This window comes from Clostridium sp. JNZ J1-5 (genome assembly GCF_053901425.1).
Window position 1 is genome coordinate 1 of sequence record NZ_CM132773.1, and the last position, 26,288, is coordinate 26,288.

Consider the following 26,288-nt stretch of genomic DNA (forward strand, 5'->3'; position numbering starts at 1 on the left):
CATTTGGCAGAGCAAAACAGATTTGCATAACGGACACTTTTCTAATCTTGTGAATGACATAAGATGATGTTTGTGGGGTTATACTACGCCTGCATATAGTAAAAGTTCTAAAACATCACATAACAAAATATTTCCGTCTACCTCGACTGGTGGACTTTTTTAATATAGTATTGTGTAAAATTATGGTTTATAATCTATATATAGGCTATCGATAAAAGCAGGGGCAAGGCACATTCGCTAGCCAACTGAGCATTAATCATGAAAATTAAGATAAGAGATATCTAAGTCTTCATGCTGACTGTAGGGCTGGTTAACGTCGAAAATACGAAACGTTATATGACATCCAAGCTAAAATGTGGCTTTAAAAATAAGAAAATTTGTTTTTATATGGGGGAAAATAATGATTTGAGGTCCCCTTATCATGATACTCTGTAGCTATAATTTCATCGATCGCAGATGGACTTATATATGATCCTCAACAAGATGAATACTTTGATAATGTTAATATTATTGAGAAAGTTAAAAGTAAAGTTAGAATGTATTACAATGCGCTGTTATCAGAACACTGGAATTATCATAAATTTTATAGATGGTAGATGTAATACTTAATCATTATTGGAAGATTTGCGATGTCATATGACAAAAAATTGATGTTCGTCTTGTACTGAAAAGACAGCAAAGATACACATGTAACACTAAGCAAGGTATGGCTAAGTTTTGCATGTGTCGGCAGATAGGAACATTAAATAACATATACTACGCCGCTGTCCATGGCGGTAATTTTAGAATTGATACATAATGGTAAAATGTAACGAAATTAATTCTACATTATTTTATAAGCATAACATAATTTGTTCTTTAATGTCTTATGTATTAAGTAATGAAGTACTTTTCTTATATCTGATAAATAATAGGGAGGTGAAAAATATTGAAAAAAAATATATTTATAGTTATTTTTCTTATTGATATAATATTTATTTCAATTATTCCAAATCTATCTAAGGTATTTACCTCAAGTGGGTCTATTTTGGATTACTTAATACCTTATTGTGCAAGTTTTATATGTTTTTTAACAATAGGAATATTAGTTGGTGTGTTATGCATTAAAAAAATTTCTCAAAAATAAAGAATATTTTAAGGCTCTAATATTGATTGAGTGAGTGTATATACGATGAAGAATAGTTTTCAAATTTCTTATGTTGTTCCTTCTACAGTTATTATAGGCAGTATAGAACAATCAGAGGTTCAAATCGAAAAGTTTGATAAGTATAATGGAGCAAATAATAAACCTAAAGTTGGCGACTTTATTGTAGCAGTTTTATTAGGTGAAAATAAGATTGATGATACTTGGGTATTTAAAAATACATCAGATGATTATAAAACTTTAAAACTCGTAAGTGAATCTATGAAGTCAATAAAATAATTTTATAAGAAGTTCTCAATCTAAGATAGGAGTTATCTAAGGCTGATAAACGTCGGCAACATGAAACGTTAGTCGAAATGCCTAAAAAAAGCATATGGTTAACCTAAGGTATATTTTAAGGGTAGATTTACGGAGGACTTTAACATGGAAATACAATATAGTAAGAGTAGAATTAAGTTAATTAAAGGTGATATAACAAAAATAAAAGTTGATGCAGTCGTAAATGCTGCAAATAGCAGTTTACTTGGTGGTGGGGGAGTAGATGGAGCTATTCATAAAGCAGGTGGGAGAAAAATTCTTGAACAATGTATGTTGATACATAGTGAGCAAGGCGGTTGTAAGACCGGAGAAGCGGTAATTACAACAGGGGGAAAACTTTATGCTAAATATGTAATCCACACTGTTGGGCCGGTTTGGAATGGAGGAAAAAATAGAGAAGAAGAGCTTCTATCAAACTGTTACAAAAATAGTTTAATTATTGCAATTGAAAATAAAGTAAAAACAATAGCATTTCCTAGTATAAGCACTGGAATTTATAGGTTTCCAAAGACATTAGCAGCCAAAGTAGCAGTTTCAGAAGTAAAAAGTTTTTTAGAAAAAGATAGTAATATTGAAGAAGTTATTTTTGTCTGCTTTAATGCTGAGATATATGATATTTACTTAAAACTATTAGTAATATAATCGTTACTAAATTAAATAGCTTACTCTAATTAAAAGCCATGTACTTTGATTAACAAGACATTCAAGTTATTTTTGGCTAAGTTAGGGTCAAGCCTTTAAACCAGCCAAAGCACGTCAATTCATCAAGCAAAGTCCGGGTAGGTTCATGGACGCCTTGAATACAAAACGTTATCTGAAAAGCCATGTTTTATTAAATTATATTTCTGTTACGTGAATAGTATAATGCTACGCCCTAGTACATTATTAAGATACAACACTAATACGTAAAGGAGGATTTTGCATGAAAATTAGCTATAGCATTATCATTGTTACCATTGTTAATCTTATTTTATATGTTGCAATTATAATAGGGGTATATAAAGCAGTACATGGTGTTAAAAATTTTATTAATAGAAATAAGGAATTGAATAAAAAGGTAGATACTATCTTAAATAAATTAGATAATAAAAACGATAATTAATACTTAAATTACTACACACTCTCCTTATGAATCGTCACAACAGTAAAATTATGTGAAGTAATATTAGATAAAATAGAGATATCGTAATCTCACATTAGAGGTGACTATGAAGAATATTTTAAAACGCAAATTCAAAATAAAATATATTGTTTTCATTATTGTGTTTGGGCTATTGATAATAGGCGGTCTATGGCAAGAAACTATGCAAAAATATGAAACTGAAAAATATGAACCTATTGGCGAAATGCTTACCGTTAATTCACATAAGACACACCTATACAATATGGGAAACGGGGATGTAACAATTGTTTTTATTGCAGGTTCTGGCACACCTAGGCGTATACGGATTTTTACTATTTGCAGAGTGAGCTGCAACAATATGCAAGAACAGTAAGCTTCGATTATGCAGGTTTTGGATGGAGTGAAACAACTGAGGTGCCGAGAACAATAGATAATTTGACAAATGAACTACATGAGTTGCTTAAAAAATCTAACCAATCATCACCATATGTTTTAGTTGCTCATTCGCTTGCTTCTTTGGAGGCGTTAAGATATGCCCAACTATACCCTGATGAAGTAAAAGGGATTATTTTTCTAGATGGAGGAAGCACGAATTTCTATTTAGATTATCCTGAAAATAAAGCATTGTTACTTAATAGAATAAACGCCGCGTTGAGGGTAACAGGTATAAATCGGGTTTTGGGGAGTATTGGAATCAAACTCCCATTTGTAGGGGAAAATCTACGATACAGTTCACTTCCTAATGGGATAAAAGAGATTGATTCTGCAATGTATTATAATCTCATTGGCAACAATAATAATCTCGACATGATAAATCATATAAATGAGAATGCTAAAACGGTAATTGAAAATGAGCATTTACAAGATATTCCCTTACTTATTTTATCATCAGCAGACGGAAAAAAGTGGGATAATGTTCAACGAGAATTATTGAATTGGTCAAATAAAAGCAGACAAAAAACTATAGAAAATGGTAAGCATTATTTGCATTGGTCAAACAAAGAAATCGTACTATTTGAAATAAAGTACTTTATTGAAGCTAATTGATATAGGGAATGAGCATAATCTTAATTTCTAATTAATTCGCATTCTTCTTATATATCTAAAGATAAAATAAATATTTATAATAGAAGGGATAACCTAAGCATACTAAATGAATGTAAGTTTGTGAAACTTCAGTTATATTTTTCTGTTTTAAGTTCAGTGTATCTTATTACATTTGGTTTAGCAGTAATCATATATAATTTAGATAACTTGCATGTACTGCTATCACCGTTAATATTCCGCTTTATAAATTATATGGTAATATTAGTTAGCAAAGCTAAACAATATATAAAATTAAAGTGAAGATATCATATTAGTACACATTATTCTTATGTGCGAAAGGCATAGGAAAATATTAGTATGAGTAGACCTACGCATAGAGTTTGTAAAAGCTCTAAAACATCACATAACAAAATATTGCTGTCTGCCTTGGTTGGTGGACTTTTTTTATATAGTACTATGTAAGAATGTGGTTTATAATCAATATATAGGTTATCATAAGTTTTGCCAAGTCACATTCACCAGCCAGCCAAGTCGTTATCTGAAAAGCCATGCTCAATTAAAATGTATCGCTGTTAAATAGATAATACGATGGGATCAGTTATTAATTTAAACCAAGTTAATTGAAAAGGGGGAGCCTGCTTTGAAGAAGAAAATATCCATACTATTATTGTTAACAACCTTTATGTTAGTATTATCAGCATGCTCTAGTAATAAAGATAAAGTTGCTTTAAATGATAATTCGAAAGTTTTAGCAACAGTAGAAGATAAAAGTATAACACAACAAAACGTAGAGCTGGCGAGATTTAGTAGCCCATTTTCAGAAAGGGAAATGCTTGAAAAACTAATAGAAGATGAGCTGCTACTAGTAAAAGCTAAAGAGTTGAAGATAAATATTTCAGATAAGGAAGCGAAAGCGGAAATGTTAAAACAAAAAGATTTGATTGATAAAGCTGATAATAAAAATGAAGCTAAAGCTATTATCAATGATTTTATAAAAAAGCTAGGAATTACAGAAGAAGAGTACTGGAATACTTACGCTATAAAAAGTTATAAAAGGGTTTTAATTATAGGCAAAACAAAAGAAAAGCTAGGTTCAGATATCGAAAAAACATTAAAGGAGTTGAGAACAAAATTAAAAATTAATTATAACTAATGTACAATATTATTATAATGTGTTGTAAGAGTATAGAGTAATCAAAATGTAATAAAAAATCAAAAGAGAGAAGAGAGGTATGAGATATTTGATAAAAGGTGAACTAATATTAATTGTTGGAATTCCAATATATTTAATATTATTGGTAATAAGTATATATAAAAAGTATAGAATGAATATGAAAATTAGCTGGATTAGGGAATTGATAAAATTTATTTTTGCATTGTATATTTTCTTATTATTAGGGGTTACCTTATTCCCCATAAGTATAGGGCTTAAACATAGCTCCGACTACTTTAGACTGCCAATAAATCTAATGCCATTTAAAGGAATAGTTGAAGAAGTGGGTAAGATTGGAACTACTTACGGAGGAGATATAGCATTTCATATAAGTCTAATATTAAGAAATGTAGGGGGAAATTTAATATTATTACTCCCTTTAGGAGTAATGTCACCAATAATATGGAAACAATTTACTAGAATAAAAGTAGTTACTATACAAGGGCTTATAGTATCTGTATGTATAGAGCTGCTACAACTTGTAGAAATATTATCTGGAAGGGTTCCTGGAAGAGTAGTAGACATTGATGATGTAATATTAAATGTTTCAGGAGTAATAATTGGGTATCTAATATACAGAAGCATATTTTATCTATCAAATAAGTATAACATAAAGTTTATGATTAATATATTTGCAGAAAGTGCAGGAAAACAAGATTTAGATGAAAGCTATCAGCAACAATTAAAAGTTGAACAATGAAAATAAGAATAATAGTAATAAATTTTGCTATTAATAAGTCAGTCATAATATTCTTAAAATGTGAAGTAATGATATTTATATAACCTGCAGACAAATAGTAATTTGTGGAGCAGTTTTGAACCAAGAGTTATTTATATAATGGAGGACTTAATGAAAAAGATCATCGTTACCATAGTAACATCATTTATACTATTCACGGGATTCGCAACACCAGTTCATGCGTTATCGGACGCACAATCTGTGGCAATACAAAAATTGCTGGATGATGCCTGTCGTATATCAGGTGTACCAGGCATGTCAATTTCTATAATCTCTGGAGATGAAACGTTCTACTTTTCCTCTGGCTACGCAGACCGTGAGAAAGGGTTGCCTGCGAGTGAAAACACTCTATACGAACTGGCTTCGGTTAGTAAGGCTTTTACTGGTGCAGGTATTTTACTGTTAGAGAAGCAGGGACTATTGTCCATGAATGACCCTGTTCATAAATACTTACCTTGGCTTACTATGGAGTACAAAGGGATGCCTGTTGATATGCAGAGCCTTACACTTAATCAATTTCTGCATCACACCAGCGGCTTGACAAATCAAAAGCATATCCAAAGCATCCCGCAGGGCAGTACGCCAGATATGTTGCGAAAAACCGTGGAAACATTGGTGGACAGTGAACTGGCATTTCTTCCCGGTGAGCAATACAAGTATGGAACTGTTAACTATGATGTATTGGGGTTGGTTATTGAGGTCGTGTCAGGTCAAAGCTATGAAAGCTTTATGACGGAGCAGGTATTTCGCCCCTTGGGCTTATATCATACTTATGTTTATAAAGAAGATGCACTAGAAACCGGGCAACTGGCACAGGGGTATCGATCTTCTTTTTTCATAACAAGCCCATATGACGCACCGGATTATGCCGGTAACAAACCCGCGGGATATATCATGTCCTGTACAAAGGATATGGCACGTTGGATGAACATACAGATGGGTGTTGTACAGGATATACCCGAAGTATTTAAAGCGGTTATCCAAAAATCACATAACGGAAACATAGCTGTTCCGGATGTCAACGGAATGTATTATGCGGCAGGATGGTCGGTAAATGCCGATAAAACAATTATTGAGCATTCGGGCGGTAATCCAAATTTTTCAACCGAAGTAGCAATGCTGCCAAGTGAACGTACAGCCATTTGCCTACTAACCAATGGTGCTAATACTAATATAGCTCTGGTTAAAAGCATTAAAGGTATATTGGATGGCAATCTAACGCAGTCATATAAGATAAGCAGTACACAGCTTTGGGATATCATTCTTTCGTCTGCCACAATTATTGTTAGCTTGCTGGCTATCATGTTCTTTCTTTTGAGATTATGCAGAAAGAAAATGAATAAGCGGCAAGCAATTTCTAAAAAGAGAATATTCAGTACGGTTGTTTGGCTAACAGTTACTGTTGCCATGTGCATTATGTGTTGGGCGTTTCCAATGCTCATCGGATACGATTGGCCAACGTTACTTGTTTGGCAAACATATAGTATTCTTACAGGTTTGATTTCATTGTTGCTATTAACTGCATCTATTACATGCTTTATATACACTCGTTAACATAATGCCATGGCCCGATAATGAGCATAACACGAAGCAGACAAATTCCAATTTGCCTGATTAAGCAAAACGAGCATAATGTGTGGATTAGTTAATATATATTTTTCTTATACTACGATGTAAGAGTGCTATATATTAGATGAAAGAGGTGAGTTACAGCATGAAACATAAACGAATTAACCACTCGGTGCAGTTAATATAATCTGATAGCAGATTGTACCGAGATTAGTTAATTTGGTATCAGTTAACTGCACTACTTTTCAAAAATTATAAATGAAAAGGAGTAAGTTATAATGGATTTAAGTAGAGAAGAATTAAAAGAGTATTTAAAGCAAGAAGAATCGCATGCGTTTAAGGGTTGGAATTTTTCATATTTAAATAATAGATGGGATGGAGGCGAAAAGCTTCCGTGGGATTATAAGGAAATTCTCTTAAAGTATATCAAGAAAACTGATTACTTACTGGATATGGGAACAGGTGGAGGAGAGTTCTTGTTAACGATAAATCATCCATATTCATTAACTTATATTACTGAAGGCTATACTCCTAATATTGAACTTTGTAAAAAACAACTGGAGCCATTAGGAATTACAGTTAAAACGGTATATGAAGATGACATCCTTCCTTATGCGTCAAATATGTTCGATATTGTTATTAACCGCCATGAATCATATGATGCAGAAGAGGTTTTTAGGGTTTTGAAGAATGGTGGTTACTTTATCACACAGCAAGTTGGCGGTAAAAATGATTATGATTTGTCAATAAAATTAGTTAATAATTTTATTCCTGCATATCCTAATATAGACTTGGAGCACAAAAGTAAAGAACTTGAAAAAGTGGGCTTTAGTATTTTATTAGGAAAAGAATCATTTTCACCAATTCGGTTTTATGACTTGGGCGCTTTAGTATATTTTGCAAAGATAATTGAATGGAAATTTCCAAATTTTTCAGTAGATTCTTGTTTTGATAATCTGCTCCGTCTTCAAAAAGAAGTAGAAGAAAAATTATTTATCCAGGGTACAGAGCATCGTTTAATCTTAGTAGCACAGAAAAAGTAGTTTTAGATTTTGAGTGTGGTGTTCAACTGTGTTAATTCATTATTTTCTTTTCTAGCGAACTACAGAGAAAGGGTTAGGGACAAGAACTACCATTTAGATAGTAAAAGACCTGAAACGTTGAATAACAAAATATTGTTGTTCTCCTTGACTTGGAATATACTTGAATTAAACAAGTGTTGTATTGAATTATATCCGTTTATTTATCTTGTGTTTATAGGTACTCAGGATAATGATATTTTAGAATTTATATGGAGGAATTAATATGGTTGATAAAAAAATTATAGAGGCTTTTTACATGATGTGGGATAGTTTTCCAGGACCTGCAAGATTAATTCATAAAAATCGAACCGTACTCGCAGCTAATGAAATTGCTCGTAATATGGGCTTTGAAGTGGGAACTCAATGCTTTAAAATTGGAGTACCTGAATCTCATAAAGGTTGCAAGGCGAATGAAGCACTCATTACTAAAAAAGGGCAAGTGGTAAAGTCAGAAGAAGGAAAAATTAGATACTGGCTTCCTGTGAAATATTGCGATGATGTTTATGTTCATATTACATTAGACTCTAACACTATTAAGTAAAATTAAGATAATTATGGATACTCTAATAGTATAATCTATTCGAAATATTCTTATATATAGCTAGTTCCGTTACTTAAAAAGTGATAGCACACGTTTGCATTTTAAGATAAATTGACAACATGTTATGCAAATAAAAGAGTGGTAGAAAGGAAGTGAGCATTTAGTGGATGTGTATGCTTGTAATACACTATCTCACTAAAGATAATATATGAAAGATGAAATAACAAATTCAGTTAAGATTGAAAATTCAAAAATTATTGTAAGAATGGCTAATGTTAAAGATACTAATTCAGTAATTAAATATTTTGTTGAAAATGAGGAACATCTAAATCCGTTTGAACCTAAGAAGCCAGATAGATTTTATACTTATGATTTTTGGGTAAATAGAATAGAATCAAGTGTTAAAGAATTTGAAAAATTAAAATCATTAAGATTATTTATCTTTGAAAAAGCTGTGCCAGAGGAAGTTATAGGAATGTTAAGCTTTGAAGGAATATGTAAACAACCTTTTCATTCTTGCGAAATGGGATATAGTATTGCAAAAGATAAACAAGGTAAAGGTTATATGAAACAAGCTATTGAATTAAGTATTAAGTATGTTTTTGAAGAACTTAATTTAAAAAGAATTAGAGCTAATTATACGCCACATAATCAAAAAAGCGGGTTGTTATTAAAAAAATTAGGGTTTATTGTAGAAGGATATGCTAGAGATTACATATATATTGAGGATAAGTGGGAGGATCTTATTTTAACCAGTATTATCAATGAAAAATGGGAAATGTAGACATCATATAACAAAATACTGCTGTTCGCTATGCACATTTGTTAACCTAAGATAGGAGCTATCTAAAGCTAACAAATGTCGAGAGTACTAGACGTTATGAGTAATCCTGTCGGGGTAAGGAGTAACTAACATGGATATGATAAATATTTAATTTCAAGTATTGTTTAATCAAAGGAGAGATTATCTACGTGAAAAAATTGTTTGTTGCAATTAGACAAGGGAACATTCAACAAGTAAAGGAGATATTACATAGAAAGCCTGAATTGATTTCTTGTGTGGCGAAGCAACCACCTAAAAAAGATGATGGACAATCTCCATTACAGATAGCAATCAAAAGTGGCAACTTTATAATAGCAGATTATCTTTTAGATTGCGGTGCAGATGTGAATTTTATGGAAATAGAAAGCTGTAATCAGTGGAAAATGCCTGTTATTCAGGATGCAATAATGGCAACAATTATGAATGCTAGATTTTTGAGGCATACCTATAAAAATGGGGAAAAAAGATGGGAGATATGCAGAACAAAGGAACAGTTCGATATGGCATTTAATATCCTAAAAAGAATGTTTGATTTGGGTGCAGATATAAATTGTCATGATTCATATGGAAATTCTTGTTTAGGTAGAGCAATCCTAGATGCTAGACAGATATTACCGACTATACATTATCAAGATCCTACATGGGTGGATGAACGTCCTTTAAATCAAGAACTAAAAGAGGACTTAACACAAGTTTTTGATTTGTTACTTAAACAGGGAGCAGATGTGAACGAAATTGATAAGAAATTCGGCAATAAAAGTCTTGCTGAATATTATAAGCAGGAGTGTGTTGCGCAGTTTTTTGTTAAATAATCGATGGATTAGTTTATATAGAAGTGTGTAAAATCATGGATTATGAAGAGTATTTATAAATAATTTGGAGGATAGTATGGCAAAAATATGTTTTAAATATCATCCCAACATATGGAATATGGACGTGTTTTCAAAAAGTGTTGATGGAGGAACATTAATTTGTCAATGCTGTGAGAAAGAAACGGAGTATTATTTAGATACTATGTATTGTAAAGAAGATATCAAATGTGTTTGCCCAGAATGCGTTATATCTGGTGAGGCAGCAGAAAAATTTAATGGTACTTTTATTCAAGATGCAGAATTTGATAAGGTAGATGATATAGAAAAAATAGATGAATTAATGAAGCGAACACCAGGATATATTAGCTGGCAAGGAGAACATTGGTTAGCATGTTGCAATGATTTTTGCCAATATATCGGAGAAGTTGGAATTGAGGATTTGAAAAAGATGGGAATTGCAGAACAAGTGATTTTTGATTATGAAGCAGATAATCCAAATGATTACTATGAAGATTGTATGGAATATTTGGGGAATGGAATAATGCAAGGTTATTTATTCAAGTGTTTACACTGTGGGAGATATCGCTTATGGGTAGATGCTGATTAATGGGTTTTGTGAGCATGTTAAAATATGATAAAAGCATTTATTCTGTGGTGATGGTACAACCAATGTGAAATAAAAGTTAGCGCATCAAGCACAAAATTTATGATACAAAAGCCATTGATACACAGCAGAGAAGATACATGGGCACCGCCTAGTATTACCTTCGTAAATCAAGAATCATGGCTCATGAATGAATATGGACGTTTGCGTGAGATTATCCATGGGAAAGGTATTGGTTTCATGCCGAATTCCAGAGGAAATATAAAATGGTACTTGACCTCTGTTTTGATTTTCCTATTGTAACAGGAAAAGAAATTCTTATTTCAACAATCAATGGAGTCATTACTTGAATTCTTTACTTAGCTGTTGGATTTTGGATAAGAGCTTACAGAAGACAAGCGTTAGTTAAAGTTAAAAATTTTATAATAGACAGGAGATGGTTAATATATTAGATGATTTTTTTCCATTGGAGGTATCTGTATTATCATCAAGTGCACTTTGTAATTATATTGCACAAGAATATTTTCCTCAAGCATCACTGAGATGTCGACTATTTTATAGAGGTTTGCATGACATATATAAGGTTATTGCAAAAAATGAAATATATTTCTTTAAGGTATATCGTCAAGGGATAAGAAGCATGGAAGAAATTCAATCTGAGATTGATTTACTTAATCATCTTAAGGCATCTGGTATTGAGACGGTAAACCCTGTTATTAAACAGGATGGGACATTCATTGGACAATTTAAGACTGTAAATGGAATAAGGTATGGCGTATTGTATACATCTGTTGGAATACGTGAATTCAACGAAATAGAGGAAACTGCTGAATTAAACGAAAAATTAGGAAGTTATATGGCTTCAATTCATAATGCTTGGGATAAATATGATTTTGGTATTAACCGACGAAATTTAGATTCGCATTCATTTATAGATGATTCTATGAGTGCTATAAGACGATTCTATACTATCCATGATTTTGACATAGACTTTTTAGAGGAAGTTGCAAAAAAAGTAAAAGATAAATTAGCAAGTCTAACTACCGAAAAACCGCAATATGGAGTATGCCACGGGGACTTTTATAGCGGGAATATAAGAGTAGATGCTGACAATAGCCCTATTCTGTTTGATTTTGATTTTTGTGGCAATGGATGGAGAGCATATGATATATCAATGTACGCTTTTCCTTTTGCTATGGGATGTGACTTAACAAAATTTCCTAAAAGAGAACAACGCAAAAATCAATTTCTAAATGGATATAACAAGGTTAGAACTATGACCGAAAATGAAATTAAATCCATTGATCTCTTTATTCCATTCCGAAGAATTTTTAATATTGGCACTCTATACATTTCTTATTTGCCAAATACTTGGGGAGACTCAGCTATCATTAAAAATGTTGATAATGATATTTTAAATCTTAAAAAATGGTTAGAAATAAACCCGATATTTTAAGTTAGCATAGAACTGAGCAAAATATACTAGATGTTTTAAAACATGATAATTTATCAAATTTAAGTTTCAGAATTACAAATAGTAACTTCATTCCTATGGAAACTATTTTCTACTACTTAGGTGGTAATCAAAGTGTTGGAGTTGCCAAGAGTAATTTGCTTGGTAATATTATTGCTTTTGGCCCTCTAGGATTTTTAGTACCTATAATTATTAACAAGATAAATAAATTTAAGCAGATTATTTTTATTTCATTTATATTTAGTCTTATATTAGAATTAATTCAATTAATTACTGGACTTGGACAATTTGATGTAGATGATATTATATTAAATGTGGTAGGTTCAATTTTAGGATTCATCATTTATAAAATCTTTAAGAGTGTATTTTATAATAAAACTATTACTTTTATTGAATAATGAGCTGCGGATTTATAGAAACTTTCTTGGTGTACTTCTAATAAAAAATATAGTATAGACGTACTTCAGCTAACAAGGTATTTTCGCAAGGATATGGCTTTATTGAGGCCAAGCTTAAGGAAATAAAAGCCATAGCAATCGAGTCGTCACCATGAAATTTGACTAATTAATTATATGTGTGAGAATATTTTAAAATTGTAATAAGATTGAATAATATTTAAGATATAGAATGTAAAGAGTTACCAGATGACTTGAAAGTTAGAATTTGTATGATGAAAATCATTCTTGTATAACGATGAAGGAGTAATTGGAAAAGCATTAGGTATAGAAACATGGTTAATATATAGCATTTTTTTTGCATTATTTTTAGGTATTATAATTTTAATAATGAATGAATTTAAAGGATGTATTACTGAATTTATGAAAAAATATACATTTGGATATGGCATATATTTAATATTAACTATAGCTATTGGAATTAAAATAAACTAGATGCAAAATTTTTATACAAACAAAACTTTATATCTACCATAGTAGAATTTAAAGAGAGCCATAATTATTGATATTACGTAACACATTATTCTTACATTGGGAAAAACATAGGAGAATATTGACGAAGGTAAGCCTATGTACATACATAGTAAAAACTCTAAAACATCACATAACAAAATGTTGCCGCTCACCTTGGCTGGTGAACTTTTTTAATATAGTATTGTGTAAAATCATGGTTTATAATCTATATATAGGCTAAACTTTGAAGATCGCTAAGGCACATTTCTCAATCTAAGATAGGAGTCATCTAAGGTTGAGAAGCATTTGAAATGCGGAACGTTAGTCGTTATAGGAGAGGTGACTCTATGAAAACAGATTTAAAACTAATAGATATGCACAATCATACTATATGGTCAGATGGAATAAATTCAGCTGTTGAATTGATAGAAGATGCTATATCAAAGAATATTAAAATACTTGGGTTTTCGGATCACTTTAATACTGTTAAATGCCTTTCTATATCAAATGAACAGTTAAATTTGTATATAGCGGAGATTAACAATCTAAAAGAACAATATAAACATAAGATATCTATTTTAATAGGTATAGAAATTAACGCAATTCCATTTCCAGCAAGTCTTGAAAACTTACCTTATAGTCAGTTTGATAATCTTGATTTTGTATTAATCGAATACCTAGATATGCTATCAGATAAAATTCGCCTTAAGGATTTAGAAATCTATTTTAAAAATTTCAAATGTAAAGTTGGATTAGCGCATACAGATTTATTTAAGATAGGAGCAAAACATAAATCCGATGGTGGGATTGATTATGTTGTAGATTTCATGAAAAAAAATCATATATTTTGGGAGATTAATTCTAACTTGGCATATGAGAGTTTTGATGACATAATCTATCAACAAAATAAAAAAGAAGTCCAGGAACTTATGGAAAAACTAGTTAGTAACAAAATAGAGATTAGTGCAGGCTCGGATAAACACTCAATAGAAGATATTGAATTAGGAAGATTTATAAAAGCTAATGAAGTAGCAAACTATATTAATTTAAGAGAATTATAAATAATCTTCTAGGGTAAGTTTATAGAGTTTACGTCGCCTAACAAAATGTTTAAGTATGCTTTGCATGATAAGATTGTAAAGTACACCTTATAATAAAACAAATGAATACTTGTAGTTTATTATGAGGAATCAGTTTGAGGTGGAGGAGAAGTTATGATTGAAAAAAGACCATTTATAATAACATTCATTGGAGATGGGTGTATTCTTGGTGCTTCATTTTTAGTATTATCATTATTTCCGAAATTTTCAGAACGATTTGGAATCTATTTTGAATCATTGCCAAATTATTTAAAGATTCCTGGTTTATCAGAGAATATAATGAGAGCATTAATCGCTATAATTCTTTTAATAATATCCTATGGATATTTGAAACTCAAAAAATGGGGATATTGGCTAATGGTAAGTATAAATTTATTTTCTTTAGCAATATGGATTATTTCTTATCAGCAAAATAAAGCACATTTCATTACTCGAAATCCTATATCAATAATCATTGTTTTGTTATTTATTTTACCAACAATAAAATACTTTAGTAAAAACGGTTGAGCCATAATCTTCATAAATTGTGCCAAGAGTAGTTAATATGTTTCAAGAAGGAATGATATTAAGATGACTCCGCAAGGCTATGGCTTCATTAGGGTGAAATTTACGGTAAAGAAAGCCATAGCACATTCACCAGCAAAACGAGTTGCCGCCATGAAAACTAAGATAAAAGCTATCTAAGCCTTCTTGATAGCTGTAGGACTGGTGGACTAAGGAGAATTAATTGTAAAGGGGGATCTGTTTTGAAAAAGAAAACATTTATGTCTACTATTAGTATTATTGTTCTTTGTAGTGCAGTTCTATGGCTGGCTATACCTAAAAAGATAAATGCTTCTAAAGTAATTAATTTAGTTCAAAGCAATTATAAGTCAATTACAATAAATGATAAACGAATAGAAGCAGGAACAAATAGCCAATATCTAATAGATGATTTTATACCAAAATTATCAAGATATACTATAAAGATCTTTGAGGGGGAACTACCTAAAAATCATTTGTATAAAGTTGATATAAAGAGTAAAGATAGTTCAATAATTACTTTATTAGACAATGATTATTTAGTTATAAATAATGGTGAGTATAAAATTTTAGATGGAACAATAGATTTAAGCAAATTTTATAGCTTTATAGATTAGTTACTAAACCCTAATTTATTGATTCTTTTATTCAATCTTTTTTATGTTATATTGAAACAGTAAAATTTTATGAAGAAGAACAAAAGATTGAAAAGGCTAGGAGGTTTTCTATGAAGAGTAAGCTTCATATTTTTCTTAAAATATTCTTTTTGAGTTTTTGTAGTATAATTTATTTTTTAGAATTCTTTTTTTATTATGTCTTCTCATCACCAGTTGACCCTGGATTTGAAGAGAATCAAATAGGTGATTTAAGACTTATTCTAGCGTTATGTTTAATTAAAATAATAATCATCATATTATATGTCTATATTTTAAGTAAATTAGAAATAAAACATATAAATAGTTATTTATACATATTATTTATTTCGTTAATTTCAAATATAGCATATTTGCCAGTAGTTTCACTAAATTATAATATAATCGTAACAATAAGAATTTTTACACCAATTATAGTTAATATATTAATAATGTTATCATTAGGAGCTTATTTGAGTAAGTGTTGGATTATATCTAAGATACTAAAATAGTTAATTATTAATAAATATATTATTCTGCAAACTATAATATAAGATTTGAAAAGTGTCAAGATTTTCTTATGAACATAGATAGCAGTTTTATAGTTTCAACTATCTTAAGATAAGGAGTTATGAAGAATATGATAAAAATAATGTTTGTATGTCATGGCAATATTTGCCGAAGTCCTATGGCTGAATTTGTATTTCGCAATATGGTGGAAGAAAAATATATTTCGGACAAGTTTTATATAGCATCATCTGCTACTAGTAGAGAAGAAATAGGAAATTCTGTGCATTCGGGGACAAAAAGCAAGTTGTGTGAAGTCGGAATTTCTTGTGAGGGAAAGACCGCAGTTCAACTTACTAAAAAAGATTACGAAATGTATGATTATATACTTTGTATGGAAAGCTACAACATCAAAAATGTTTTACGGATTATTGGAGATGACAAAGACGGAAAGATTCATCGATTGCTTGATTTTTCAACTCGTCCCCGAGATATTGCTGACCCTTGGTATACAGGAAATTTTGATGAAACGTATAACGACATTACAGAAGGGTGTGCAGCATTGTTGGATTATATTTTGAAAAAACAAATAATTAAATAAAAATATGTCTGTTTTAATTTAGGAGGGTTTTTATGGAGTTATCCGTGTTAGTGGGTCAATTTCCAATAAAACATGATATTAATGAAAATTTAAAAAGTATATTTTCCATTTTAGAACATTCAGAAGAAGATGATCTAGTTGTATTACCTGAAGGAGCACTATCCGGTTACTCTGATGATATTTCGTTTCTTGAAAATATCGATATACATAAACTTGAACGTGCTATGGAAGAACTAAAAAAAGAGGTTTTATATAGAAAGATACATCTGATATATGGGACATGTATCTTTGAAAATAATAATTGGTTTAATGCGGGTATATGCTATTCCCATACTAGTGGAGAATTTAGATATAGAAAGATTAATTTAGCCATGCATGAAAGAGGATATTTTCATCATGGAAACGAATTGCCGATATGCAAATTATCCATTGACGGTAAAACAGTACATTTAGGAATTCAACTATGTAGAGAAATAAGATTTCCTGAACAATGGCGATGGCTTGCATTAAATGGAGCACAGGTATTTATATATTTAACAAATGCAGTTAATGGAAGCGATGTTTCAGTATGGAGAAGTCATCTTGTTAGTAGAGCTGCTGAGAATATAAGATTTGTTATAAGCTCAAATAATGCAAATAAAAATCAACATTGCCCTACGATGTTAATATCTCCTAGTGGGGAGATAATTGAGGAGATAATTTCTGAAAAAACAAATATTTTCAAAAGAAAAATAGACCTAGATAATATATCAGACTGGTATATTAATCAATGTAGAAATGATGTAATTAAGCTAATGGATGGAAAGGGTGACGTCAGATAACCAAGTCGGGATTTTAGAAATTAAGATAGGATATTTAATAATCTTTGTATTATGTAATACAAATGATGGATCATAGCATAAATAATCCAAGATAATAAGCATATTTACTATAAGTTTATTGCTGATTTTTACCATGATATAGGATTATAAAACTACAAGAAATTAAAGAGTAATAATTAGTATCACTACTTTATTTATTTTTGTAAGTAAATATACAAAGGCTGGAGGAATGGTTTTTGAAAATAATCTTATTTATTGCTACATTTGTAGGCACATTTTTTTCTTCAATGATGTTTGCAAATATTATTCCAGGTGGTGATGAAGGTAATAAAATGCTCATTGGTGCAATTGCAACCCTTGTAAGTGTAGTTGTAGTGTGTACAAGTATAATTGTTGGCAAATTAAATGAACTAAAAAAATAAGTATATGAACTAATATAAATTACCTGTATTATAATAAGCAAAGAACTAGAGGACATAGTTAATATATAGAATATAGTGAAAAGTAAGAATGGTAATTAATTGTGAAGAAAACTATCAGAGCCCTTATTAATACGTGGAAGGAGAAACAGAAAATGAATAGTATTCGTAAGAAAGTATTTGATGCAATGATAAGCATGAATATTTCATATGATGTTATTGAACATCCAGCAGTATATACCATAGAAGAAATGGATAAATTGAATATCGACAGTAAAAATGAAGTAGTTAAAAATCTATTTGTTAGAGATGATAAAAAGAAAAGATATTTTTTAATAGTTCTTCAAAAAAATAAGCGAGTTGATTTGAAAGAAATTAGAAATGAGTTAAATTGTAGACCACTTAGTTTTGCTTCAGAAGAAGACTTAGGCAAATATATGGAATTAAGTAAAGGCTCTGTTACCCCATTTGGGATATTAAATGATACTGATTGTAAGGTGGAAGTGGTTTTGGATAAAGGCATTTTATTATTTGAACGCATTGGAGTTCATCCAAATGATAATACAGCAACTGTTTGGATTCGTCCACAGGACTTAGAATCTATAATTAAAAACCATGGAAATAATATGTCTTATATAGATATTTAAAATTTGCATTTTCAATAATGTAATCCTTATGTATTTTAATCATTAATAAAGATATAAAAAGTAAATTATGTACGAAAATGTACACCAGATATTAATAGGAGAAATAAAATGAGTAAATCAAGTGAAATAATTAGATTTGAAAACAGATTTATGAATAACGTTATTGAAGTGGCAGCTGTTACAGGGGCATCAGGGATAGGTGCAGGAAAAGTTGGCAAAGACATCATGTGGAATGCATCAATTGGATTGATTGCGTGGAAAAATTTAAGCCTAAATGAACCTGTAAAGATAGAAGATATAAGACTTGAATGGTTAGTTGATGATGAAGGATGGAAAAAATCAAGAGATATCTTGAAAAGGAATACAGTTGTAAGGTTACAGGTGCGTAAGGCAGAAAAGTCAATGATGCTAGTTAAGATTCTGGATACAACATATAGAGATGATGATTTAGAAGCAATATTGCAAGATTCGATGAAGCCAGTCTTTTACAATGATAAGGTACTAGGTGAGTTTGAACTTGATAAAAGGGTTAAACTTTTTGAAAAGAAGATTTCTTGGGCCGGAGAAGAAGGCAATTTATATTTTGACTGGTATGAAGATAAGAATAGTATGGAGTTGGCATTGGAAACAGCACATGCACTTTTTAAATATCAGAATGAATGGAATATGAAAATTAGAATGTATGCTTCAGAAAAACTGGTAGGTTTAGCTAATGACTGGCTTCAGGATAATGATGAAGCCGAGATAGATGAGATTACAAAAGAAATGTTTATTGATTTCATGAGATTAGACAGCATAAGTGTTTATCCAGAAGGGAATTTTGAGATATTCTTTTTTGATGGAGATATGTTTTGGGGACATTCTATTATTGTAAATGGAAATATTAGTGGGTGTTTTACTTCAGCTGAGATTGCCGGATAAATGTGATAAGAGGAAGATAGACGTCATATAATAATGTATTTGAGGACATGCATTGGCTCTGTTTCAACCTTGGATTTGAACATGGAGATTACGATTCAGATGAGCCTTGTGATGATCTAAGTTGCCCATGGAATAGAGTATAAGGCAAGGTTGAGATTATATATTATTACGAATTTTTAATAAAGCTGTTGGGGGGATGACAATGAAAATAAAACAAATTTTAAATAGATTTTACGTACAGAACATTGATAAATCAATAGAATTTTATGAAAAAATCTTAAATCAAAAATGTAGTTTGAGATTTAAAATTACTGAAGCAAATTTAGAATTAGCACAAATAGCAAATATCTTAATTATAGGTGGTTCTGATGAAGCATTAAAGCCATTTAAGAATACTCAAGCAACGTTTTTAGTTGATTCCATTATTGAGTTCAAAGATTTTTTATTAGATAATGGTGCAACAATCATTAGAGACTTAAAGGAAGTTCCAACAGGAATGAATATGACTGTAAAACATTTAGATGGAACTATAGTAGAATATGTTGAACATAAAAATTAGTATTAAAAGTTGCTAAATTATAAATTGTAACTTTCTTAAAAATGGCATAATATAAATTTGAGATTTAGGTTATTATTACCATTCTTATGTTGAACAATTATTTTATTAAATTGCAGTAGTAATTTAAGATGAAGTAATGATTATTTATATAATTTTGAAAAAATGATGTTGACTATCACCTCTGGGGATAGATTATGATAGTTTTGAGGTGATAGTTGTGTTAATTAGACAGGTATGTAAAGAATGTTCACTTACAAAAAAGGCAATAGAATATTATGAAAAGCAAGGACTTGTTTATCCCAAAGTCAACGAAAATGGATATAGAAATTATAACAATAAAGATATATCTATATTAAAGGAAGTATCTGTTTTACGAAGATTGGGATTAAGTATCAATGATATTAAAGATGTACTATCAAGTAGCAATAAGTCCGCAACTTTAGCGAAATATAAATATCTAATGGATTTGAAAATGGAAAAGATAACTGTACAACAAAAGTGTCTTGAAAATTTGATTGCAAACTATGATATTGATGAAGGAACAAGATATATAGATTGTAATATCAACGGTTTGTTTACTATCAGAGAAAAATTAGTTCAGTCTTTTCCTGGCACATATGGAATGTATTTATCTATACATTTCGGCCAGTTTTTAAATGAGAATATTGACAGTGAAGAGAAAGAAGAGGCATATTCTAAAATTGTTAATTTTCTGGATGGTATTAGTAACATAAATATTACAGCTGAGCTGGAAGAATATTTAGAAAGTTATTTTACTATTATGGAAAAAACAGATATGGAAAAAATAAATAGTCATCTACTCAATGCAGTTGAAGATATAGATAACTACATTTCAAGTAATAAAAAAAGTTTAGAAGAGTATATTGAAATACGTAACTCTGAAGAGTTTAAATCCAGTCCAGCATATAAATTCCAACAACTATTGTTAGATTTTCAGCAAAGCAATGGATACTATGAGATTTTTATACCAAATCTAAAAATCTTGAGTCCTTCTTATAGTGAATATGCAGATAAACTCCAAGAGGCAAATAAGCTATTTATTGAGAAATACCCACAAATGGCAAACGTATATCAAAAGGGCTAAACAGAATGGAAAAGTATTTGCTTAATTAATAATTCACAATCTTCTTTTATTTTTAACAAAAGTAAAGTTATGTATAGTAATACTGTTAATTACTTAACTGCTAATAAGGGGACTTATGAGTTATATTCAGTTTGTTTTAGGATTTTTAATTGTTTTATTTATATTTATTAACAATAGCACACCTTCGCTCATATTATAAGTATTAAGGATTTTTAAAAGGAGTGAAGACATATGAGGCAATTCGGACCTCCGGGTTACCCACCACCAACAACTATTCCGCCAAAGCCATCATATTCCTATATTATTGACTGTGTGAATAATTACACTTATGTATGGCTAAAATATGGAAGGCCTTTCTGGTTTTATCCTACAAGAATAGAGTATGGCGAAGTTTCAGGTTATATGTGGACTGGGCGAAATTGGACGTTCTATGGGTTTAATCCGGAATTTATTGATCAAGTTGCATGCTACCCGATTCCTACCCTTTACTAAAGAAGTATTAAAATAAGCAATATATCTAAAAGGCCCTTAGTATAATTAACTACATTTAGGACCTTTTAAATTCAAAAATTTTTTAACATATTTTTTATTTTATGAAATAACTATAAAAATTGAACAATTGCTTAAAACACCGTATTATTCAAAGAAGGATTTTACGGTGTTTTTGCGTCGTAATATGAGTAGTATGTATTCAGAAGTTGAGCTGTATTTATTATTATATTGCAAAAGACAGAGGAAAATATCTGTAGGGAATAAATATAAGCATATTCAAAGTAAAAGCTCTAAAACATAACATAATATTTCCGACTGCCTTGGCCAGTGGGCTATTTTTAAATAGTATTATGTAAAATTGTGGTTTATAATCAATATATAGGTTGGCCATATATCGCTAAGGCATATTTATTAATGAACCATGGAAGCGATGTTGAAAATACATATGGAAATCGGCTTCTAGGATCTGTAGAAGATATTTATAAAAACTCGAATTTATTAAATAGCAACCTTTAAAACAATTGAACTTATATTTGGAAGAGATAATGAAAAATCTAGGATTATTTCTGAGGTTAAGTAGGAAATAGATAATAAAGGTAGTGAGCTTGAAATTCTCATTTAGACTAAAGAAACAAAGAATAATCATAGTTGATTGCACTATGTTAACTGATTAGATAGGGGGAGTTTAAATATGGATATTTCATTTAAAAATGATGATGGAAGATTTAACTATAGGGTAGCAGGTATTATAATTTATGGAAATAAATTATTAATTATGAAAGATGAACATTCACCGTATTATTATATTCCAGGTGGTAGAGTTAAGATGAATGAATCAAGTAAGGAAGCAATTATTAGAGAAATAAGAGAAGAATTAAACATTGAGGTTAAAGTTAATCGTATTCTGTGGGTCCATGAAAATTTTTTTCATGAACAGTACCTTAATGAGGATTTTCACGAAATATGTTTTTATTATTTATTAGATATGATAGACAACACCTTAGTAAATAAAGAGGAATTTAAAGTTCAAGAGAATGGACAACATACTCATACTTTTTACTGGAAGGATATAAAAGAAATTAGGGATTTATACATATATCCGCTATTTATTAAAGATAGTATTTTACAATTACCACAAGTAATAGAGCTTATAATAGATAAAAAATGTAATTAGAAATATTTTTGTGATTAAGAAATTGTTAGATTATATTATTATTAAGATTTTATATAATTTGATATTTTAATATGTATGGCAAGAATGGAAAAGAAATTCAACTGAAAAATCTATATATTATAATTATCACATGAAATAAAGAAGGTGAAGAATTTGGAATTCAAATCATTATGCATAATAGCCTTAAATTTATTGAAAAAAACATTAATGAATCTATAACAATAGAAGATGTAGCAAAAGATGCTGGATATTCATTATATTATTTTTCAAGAGTATTTAAAAAGCAAATGGGATTATCAGTTATGGAATATGTAAAAGAACGTAGACTGATTAAAGCCTCAGAAGAAATATCAAATGGAAATAAAATAATGGATGTTGCATTAAATTATGGATATCAGTCACATAGCGGTTTTACAAAAGCATTTAAAAATAAATTCGGTTTTTCACCTGTACTTTTAAGAGCATTGAGCTTTCAAATTAAGTGTTTGGGAGGTAATTATAATATGGATCATGTATTTATGAAGAGTACAGCCATTCACGCTTCAAAAGAGGAATTATATAAACTATTAGTAATCGCTATAAATGATAACAGTTTAAAATATGAACAGAAAAAGATTAGGAAAGCATATGAATTAGCTTGCATAGCACATAATGGAAAAAAGAGATATTCGGGTGATGATTATGTTACTCATTCGATTAATGTTGCTATTCTGCTATTAGAATTGGGTGCAAGCGAGGAGGCAATCATAGCTGGTTTATTGCATGATGTTCTTCAAGAAAAATCTAATGCTTGGCTTGAAGAAATAAAGAAAGTCTTCTCTGATAGAATTGTAACTATTATTAAAAATGTAACAAAATTTACGGGAGATGAAGCAGCAATAGATGAAGATGTAATAATGGTTAAATTAGCTGAAAGACTTCATAATATGAGAACAATTGAGTTTATGGATAAAGGCCGTTGGAAAGAGAAGGCAAAAGAAACAATAGATATATTTTCACCAATAGCAGCAAAATTAAATAATGAAAAGGTAATGGCAGAATTAAATGATTTATCACTGAGGTATGTTTGAAATTTCAAGATGAAATTTATGAGAATTATTTTTTACTTAGTAACTACGGGAAAAGATTTGGAGAGGGTTATATTTACACAAATAAAAAGTAAAAGATCTGAAACATTTAGTATCAAAATGTTGACGTCCGCCTTGAATGGTGGACTATTTTTTTATAGTATTATGTAAAAATGTGGTTTATAATCTATATATAGGTTATTGATTGAAGTACAGCTAAGATACATCCAATAACAATGTTTATATAACGAGGGGGATAGACTATCATTGATATTGTCGATAATTGGCTTATGATTACTAGAGTTGATACACTATTTCCTTATAATACATATTAATATACTTTGTTTTGAGTAGGGGGAGAGTTTATATGTCAAAGAAATCAGTTGTAACAATACTTATATTTATAATAACTCTATGTGGTTTAATATGCTTTTTAGGATATAAAAATATGAACTCTAAAATTGCGGCAAAAGGAGGAGTTAAAACTAAGAATTTGTTTTATACTTTAGCTGATAATAATGGAAGATCAGAGTACTCCTATTCAATTGAACTAATTAATACAAACGGAAAAACTATTTTTATAAAAACTATTGAACCGTCAGTTAATGAGACAGTAAAGAATAAAATATTAAGTAAAGAAACATTAGTTACTGTTAATAAGAAGATGAGTCCTAATGAAACAATTCAAGTTAATGGAGAAATAATTGTTGATACACATGGATTATCAGCGCAAGATATACAAAAATTTATTACGGATATAAAGGTTTCAACAGAGGAAACTGTAAATCTTAAATAGTTCGTGATATTAATATATTGGGAAAACATAGGAAGATATTCGTGAGGTTAGACCTATGCATATATACAGTAAAAGAAAAATCACAAGCAAAATGTTGTCGTACGCGTAACAATGAGAGGAGATTAAAAATGAAGGTACCCACTTTAGAACAAGCAAGTGAACTTATTAAATATGCTGAAAGAAATAATCCTGGGGAATGGGTAGCACATTCATACAATGTAGCAAAAGCAGCTAAATCTATTGCAAGAGAATGCTTAGATTTGGATGGTGATATTGCCTATATCTTAGGATTGCTACATGATGTAGGTAGATTCGAAGGACGTGTGCAGATGCATCATTCTTTAAGTGGATATGAGATTTTGAAAAGCAAAGGCTATGATGATGCAGCTCGTGTAGCTTTGACGCATTCATTTGTAATACCTAATATTAAGGTTTATGCTGGCAAAGCTGATTGTACTGAAGGTGAATTAGCTTTTATAAAGGAATATTTAAAAGATATAACTTATAATGATTATGATAAGCTTATCCAATTATGTGATGCAATTGCGTTACCAGAGGGTATATGCTTGATGGAAAAAAGATTATTAGATGTAGTTATGCGATATGGTATAAATGATTTTACTTTAATAAAATGGAAGAACTATTTAAGTTTAAGAGACTACTTTAGCCAAAAAATAGGTATGTCAATCTATAAAGTATTAGATGGTGTTATTGAAACGACTTTTGGTTTCAATCTCATGGCTACTCTTAAGTAGATTTGATATGGGAAAAAAGCTATAGCAATAGGTAGAAGGCATGATTGCGATGAAGTTTGCTAACAGAATATTATAACGCTTGGATTTTCCGATTATTTTAATACTGCTAAATGTCCTTCAATATCAAACGAGCAGCTAAAGTAATATGAAATGATGAACAGGAGGAAGTATATTGAAAGATACTACTGAAGTTGTCGTATCTTATGAATTCTCAAAAAAACAAAATATACTAATGATTGTATATTGTAGCATGATAATTATTGGGTTGATGAGTATACAATTAAATACCTACTGGAGCATTTTAATTGGGGAAACTTTTGTAACTTATGTGTCATTGCAACTATCTTATTATGGTATAAAAATCATAATATTATCAATCCAGCCAGTTAAACGTAAAATTAAGTATATAATTACAATCTCATGTATAGTTTCTATGGCTATAATACTATTTGGAGGATTGAAATTGCCAAGCCTATATAGAGATATTCCATATGCTGTCAATAAACAATATGCAGAAGTGAGAGGTATAGTTATTGAGAAGACTGAAACTGGTAAAACTATAAAAGTACCTTCTAAAACCAAATTTAAAGTGCGTACTCTTAAGACACATAGAGAAATTACACTATTATATTTACATTCTCAAAAATCAGTTAAGAAAGGTGAATTTGTAAGAATACAGTACTTACCTAACAGCAAAATAATTAAGTATATTTATAATACAGTCTATCACTAAAGATAATAAAAATCCATCTAAGCTTCGATAATAATGGGAG

At 30.0% G+C, this 26,288-nt stretch carries 34 protein-coding genes; all 34 read left to right on the forward strand.

Annotated features, from left to right (window positions below):
• The first annotated feature begins 928 nt into the window (after positions 1–928).
• The 34 genes from ACWW38_RS00005 to ACWW38_RS00170 all read left to right on the forward strand — a co-directional run bounded on the left by ACWW38_RS00005 (position 929) and on the right by ACWW38_RS00170 (position 26,248).
• Positions 929–1,126: a hypothetical protein gene (locus tag ACWW38_RS00005; RefSeq protein WP_456258783.1), complete on the forward strand. Its 198-nt coding sequence runs from the start codon at positions 929–931 to the stop codon at positions 1,124–1,126.
• 45 nt (positions 1,127–1,171) lie between these two features.
• A complete protein-coding gene (locus ACWW38_RS00010) occupies positions 1,172–1,423 on the forward strand; it encodes a hypothetical protein (protein WP_456258784.1) in 252 nt (83 codons plus the stop codon).
• 144 nt (positions 1,424–1,567) lie between these two features.
• The gene (locus tag ACWW38_RS00015; RefSeq protein ID WP_456258785.1) at positions 1,568–2,104 is read left to right on the forward strand and encodes an O-acetyl-ADP-ribose deacetylase; all 537 of its coding nucleotides are present in this window, start codon (positions 1,568–1,570) and stop codon (positions 2,102–2,104) included.
• 280 nt (positions 2,105–2,384) lie between these two features.
• Positions 2,385–2,564, forward strand: coding sequence for a hypothetical protein (locus ACWW38_RS00020; protein ID WP_456258786.1), 180 nt, complete (start codon positions 2,385–2,387; stop codon positions 2,562–2,564).
• A gap of 106 nt (positions 2,565–2,670) precedes the next feature.
• On the forward strand, positions 2,671–2,958 hold the full coding sequence (locus tag ACWW38_RS00025) for a hypothetical protein (protein ID WP_456258787.1): 288 nt from the start codon (positions 2,671–2,673) through the stop codon (positions 2,956–2,958).
• Positions 2,922–3,632: an alpha/beta fold hydrolase gene (locus ACWW38_RS00030; RefSeq protein WP_456258788.1), complete on the forward strand. Its 711-nt coding sequence runs from the start codon at positions 2,922–2,924 to the stop codon at positions 3,630–3,632. Before ACWW38_RS00025 ends, ACWW38_RS00030 begins: the two co-directional genes overlap by 37 nt.
• A gap of 640 nt (positions 3,633–4,272) precedes the next feature.
• Positions 4,273–4,785 (forward strand): hypothetical protein, encoded by a 513-nt coding sequence (locus ACWW38_RS00035; RefSeq protein WP_456258789.1) that lies wholly within the window; start codon positions 4,273–4,275, stop codon positions 4,783–4,785.
• A 79-nt stretch (positions 4,786–4,864) separates the two neighbouring features.
• A complete protein-coding gene (locus tag ACWW38_RS00040; RefSeq protein ID WP_456258790.1) occupies positions 4,865–5,545 on the forward strand; it encodes a VanZ family protein in 681 nt (226 codons plus the stop codon).
• A 150-nt stretch (positions 5,546–5,695) separates the two neighbouring features.
• Positions 5,696–7,138: a serine hydrolase domain-containing protein gene (locus tag ACWW38_RS00045; RefSeq protein WP_456258791.1), complete on the forward strand. Its 1,443-nt coding sequence runs from the start codon at positions 5,696–5,698 to the stop codon at positions 7,136–7,138.
• A 293-nt stretch (positions 7,139–7,431) separates the two neighbouring features.
• Complete coding sequence (locus ACWW38_RS00050) at positions 7,432–8,196, forward strand: class I SAM-dependent methyltransferase (RefSeq protein WP_456258792.1); 765 nt, start codon at positions 7,432–7,434, stop codon at positions 8,194–8,196.
• Between the two features lie 262 nt (positions 8,197–8,458).
• Positions 8,459–8,776, forward strand: coding sequence for a hypothetical protein (locus ACWW38_RS00055; protein WP_456258793.1), 318 nt, complete (start codon positions 8,459–8,461; stop codon positions 8,774–8,776).
• A gap of 208 nt (positions 8,777–8,984) precedes the next feature.
• A complete protein-coding gene (locus tag ACWW38_RS00060) occupies positions 8,985–9,560 on the forward strand; it encodes a GNAT family N-acetyltransferase (protein ID WP_456258794.1) in 576 nt (191 codons plus the stop codon).
• Positions 9,561–9,748: 188 nt separating this feature from the next.
• Entirely contained in the window at positions 9,749–10,411 is a 663-nt protein-coding gene (locus tag ACWW38_RS00065; RefSeq protein ID WP_456258795.1) for an ankyrin repeat domain-containing protein, read from the forward strand.
• A gap of 76 nt (positions 10,412–10,487) precedes the next feature.
• Positions 10,488–11,018 (forward strand): CbrC family protein, encoded by a 531-nt coding sequence (locus ACWW38_RS00070; protein ID WP_456258796.1) that lies wholly within the window; start codon positions 10,488–10,490, stop codon positions 11,016–11,018.
• Between the two features lie 433 nt (positions 11,019–11,451).
• Entirely contained in the window at positions 11,452–12,471 is a 1,020-nt protein-coding gene (locus ACWW38_RS00075; RefSeq protein WP_456258797.1) for a phosphotransferase enzyme family protein, read from the forward strand.
• Between the two features lie 23 nt (positions 12,472–12,494).
• Positions 12,495–12,887: a VanZ family protein gene (locus ACWW38_RS00080; protein ID WP_456260482.1), complete on the forward strand. Its 393-nt coding sequence runs from the start codon at positions 12,495–12,497 to the stop codon at positions 12,885–12,887.
• A gap of 285 nt (positions 12,888–13,172) precedes the next feature.
• Complete coding sequence (locus ACWW38_RS00085) at positions 13,173–13,379, forward strand: hypothetical protein (protein ID WP_456258798.1); 207 nt, start codon at positions 13,173–13,175, stop codon at positions 13,377–13,379.
• A 365-nt stretch (positions 13,380–13,744) separates the two neighbouring features.
• On the forward strand, positions 13,745–14,458 hold the full coding sequence (locus tag ACWW38_RS00090) for a PHP domain-containing protein (protein ID WP_456258799.1): 714 nt from the start codon (positions 13,745–13,747) through the stop codon (positions 14,456–14,458).
• Positions 14,459–14,611: 153 nt separating this feature from the next.
• On the forward strand, positions 14,612–15,004 hold the full coding sequence (locus tag ACWW38_RS00095) for a hypothetical protein (RefSeq protein ID WP_456258800.1): 393 nt from the start codon (positions 14,612–14,614) through the stop codon (positions 15,002–15,004).
• A 239-nt stretch (positions 15,005–15,243) separates the two neighbouring features.
• Positions 15,244–15,636, forward strand: a complete 393-nt coding sequence (locus tag ACWW38_RS00100) for a hypothetical protein (RefSeq protein WP_456258801.1) — start codon at positions 15,244–15,246, stop codon at positions 15,634–15,636.
• Between the two features lie 110 nt (positions 15,637–15,746).
• Positions 15,747–16,163: a hypothetical protein gene (locus ACWW38_RS00105; RefSeq protein WP_456258802.1), complete on the forward strand. Its 417-nt coding sequence runs from the start codon at positions 15,747–15,749 to the stop codon at positions 16,161–16,163.
• Between the two features lie 128 nt (positions 16,164–16,291).
• On the forward strand, positions 16,292–16,759 hold the full coding sequence (locus ACWW38_RS00110) for a low molecular weight protein-tyrosine-phosphatase (RefSeq protein ID WP_456258803.1): 468 nt from the start codon (positions 16,292–16,294) through the stop codon (positions 16,757–16,759).
• A 32-nt stretch (positions 16,760–16,791) separates the two neighbouring features.
• On the forward strand, positions 16,792–17,580 hold the full coding sequence (locus ACWW38_RS00115; RefSeq protein ID WP_456258804.1) for a carbon-nitrogen hydrolase family protein: 789 nt from the start codon (positions 16,792–16,794) through the stop codon (positions 17,578–17,580).
• A 236-nt stretch (positions 17,581–17,816) separates the two neighbouring features.
• On the forward strand, positions 17,817–18,002 hold the full coding sequence (locus tag ACWW38_RS00120; protein ID WP_456258805.1) for a hypothetical protein: 186 nt from the start codon (positions 17,817–17,819) through the stop codon (positions 18,000–18,002).
• Positions 18,003–18,154: 152 nt separating this feature from the next.
• On the forward strand, positions 18,155–18,646 hold the full coding sequence (locus ACWW38_RS00125) for a prolyl-tRNA synthetase associated domain-containing protein (RefSeq protein WP_456258806.1): 492 nt from the start codon (positions 18,155–18,157) through the stop codon (positions 18,644–18,646).
• Between the two features lie 108 nt (positions 18,647–18,754).
• Complete coding sequence (locus tag ACWW38_RS00130) at positions 18,755–19,567, forward strand: DUF2262 domain-containing protein (protein ID WP_456258807.1); 813 nt, start codon at positions 18,755–18,757, stop codon at positions 19,565–19,567.
• A 202-nt stretch (positions 19,568–19,769) separates the two neighbouring features.
• A complete protein-coding gene (locus tag ACWW38_RS00135; RefSeq protein WP_456260483.1) occupies positions 19,770–20,126 on the forward strand; it encodes a VOC family protein in 357 nt (118 codons plus the stop codon).
• Between the two features lie 217 nt (positions 20,127–20,343).
• Positions 20,344–21,231, forward strand: a complete 888-nt coding sequence (locus ACWW38_RS00140; protein WP_456258808.1) for a MerR family transcriptional regulator — start codon at positions 20,344–20,346, stop codon at positions 21,229–21,231.
• Between the two features lie 231 nt (positions 21,232–21,462).
• The gene (locus ACWW38_RS00145; RefSeq protein ID WP_456258809.1) at positions 21,463–21,723 is read left to right on the forward strand and encodes a transporter; all 261 of its coding nucleotides are present in this window, start codon (positions 21,463–21,465) and stop codon (positions 21,721–21,723) included.
• Between the two features lie 691 nt (positions 21,724–22,414).
• Positions 22,415–22,897 (forward strand): NUDIX hydrolase, encoded by a 483-nt coding sequence (locus ACWW38_RS00150; protein ID WP_456258810.1) that lies wholly within the window; start codon positions 22,415–22,417, stop codon positions 22,895–22,897.
• 170 nt (positions 22,898–23,067) lie between these two features.
• Positions 23,068–23,967, forward strand: coding sequence for an HD domain-containing protein (locus ACWW38_RS00155; RefSeq protein ID WP_456258811.1), 900 nt, complete (start codon positions 23,068–23,070; stop codon positions 23,965–23,967).
• 364 nt (positions 23,968–24,331) lie between these two features.
• On the forward strand, positions 24,332–24,760 hold the full coding sequence (locus ACWW38_RS00160; RefSeq protein WP_456258812.1) for a hypothetical protein: 429 nt from the start codon (positions 24,332–24,334) through the stop codon (positions 24,758–24,760).
• A 128-nt stretch (positions 24,761–24,888) separates the two neighbouring features.
• A complete protein-coding gene (locus ACWW38_RS00165) occupies positions 24,889–25,515 on the forward strand; it encodes an HD domain-containing protein (RefSeq protein ID WP_456258813.1) in 627 nt (208 codons plus the stop codon).
• 172 nt (positions 25,516–25,687) lie between these two features.
• Positions 25,688–26,248, forward strand: coding sequence for a hypothetical protein (locus tag ACWW38_RS00170; protein WP_456258814.1), 561 nt, complete (start codon positions 25,688–25,690; stop codon positions 26,246–26,248).
• The last annotated feature ends 40 nt before the right edge of the window (positions 26,249–26,288 follow it).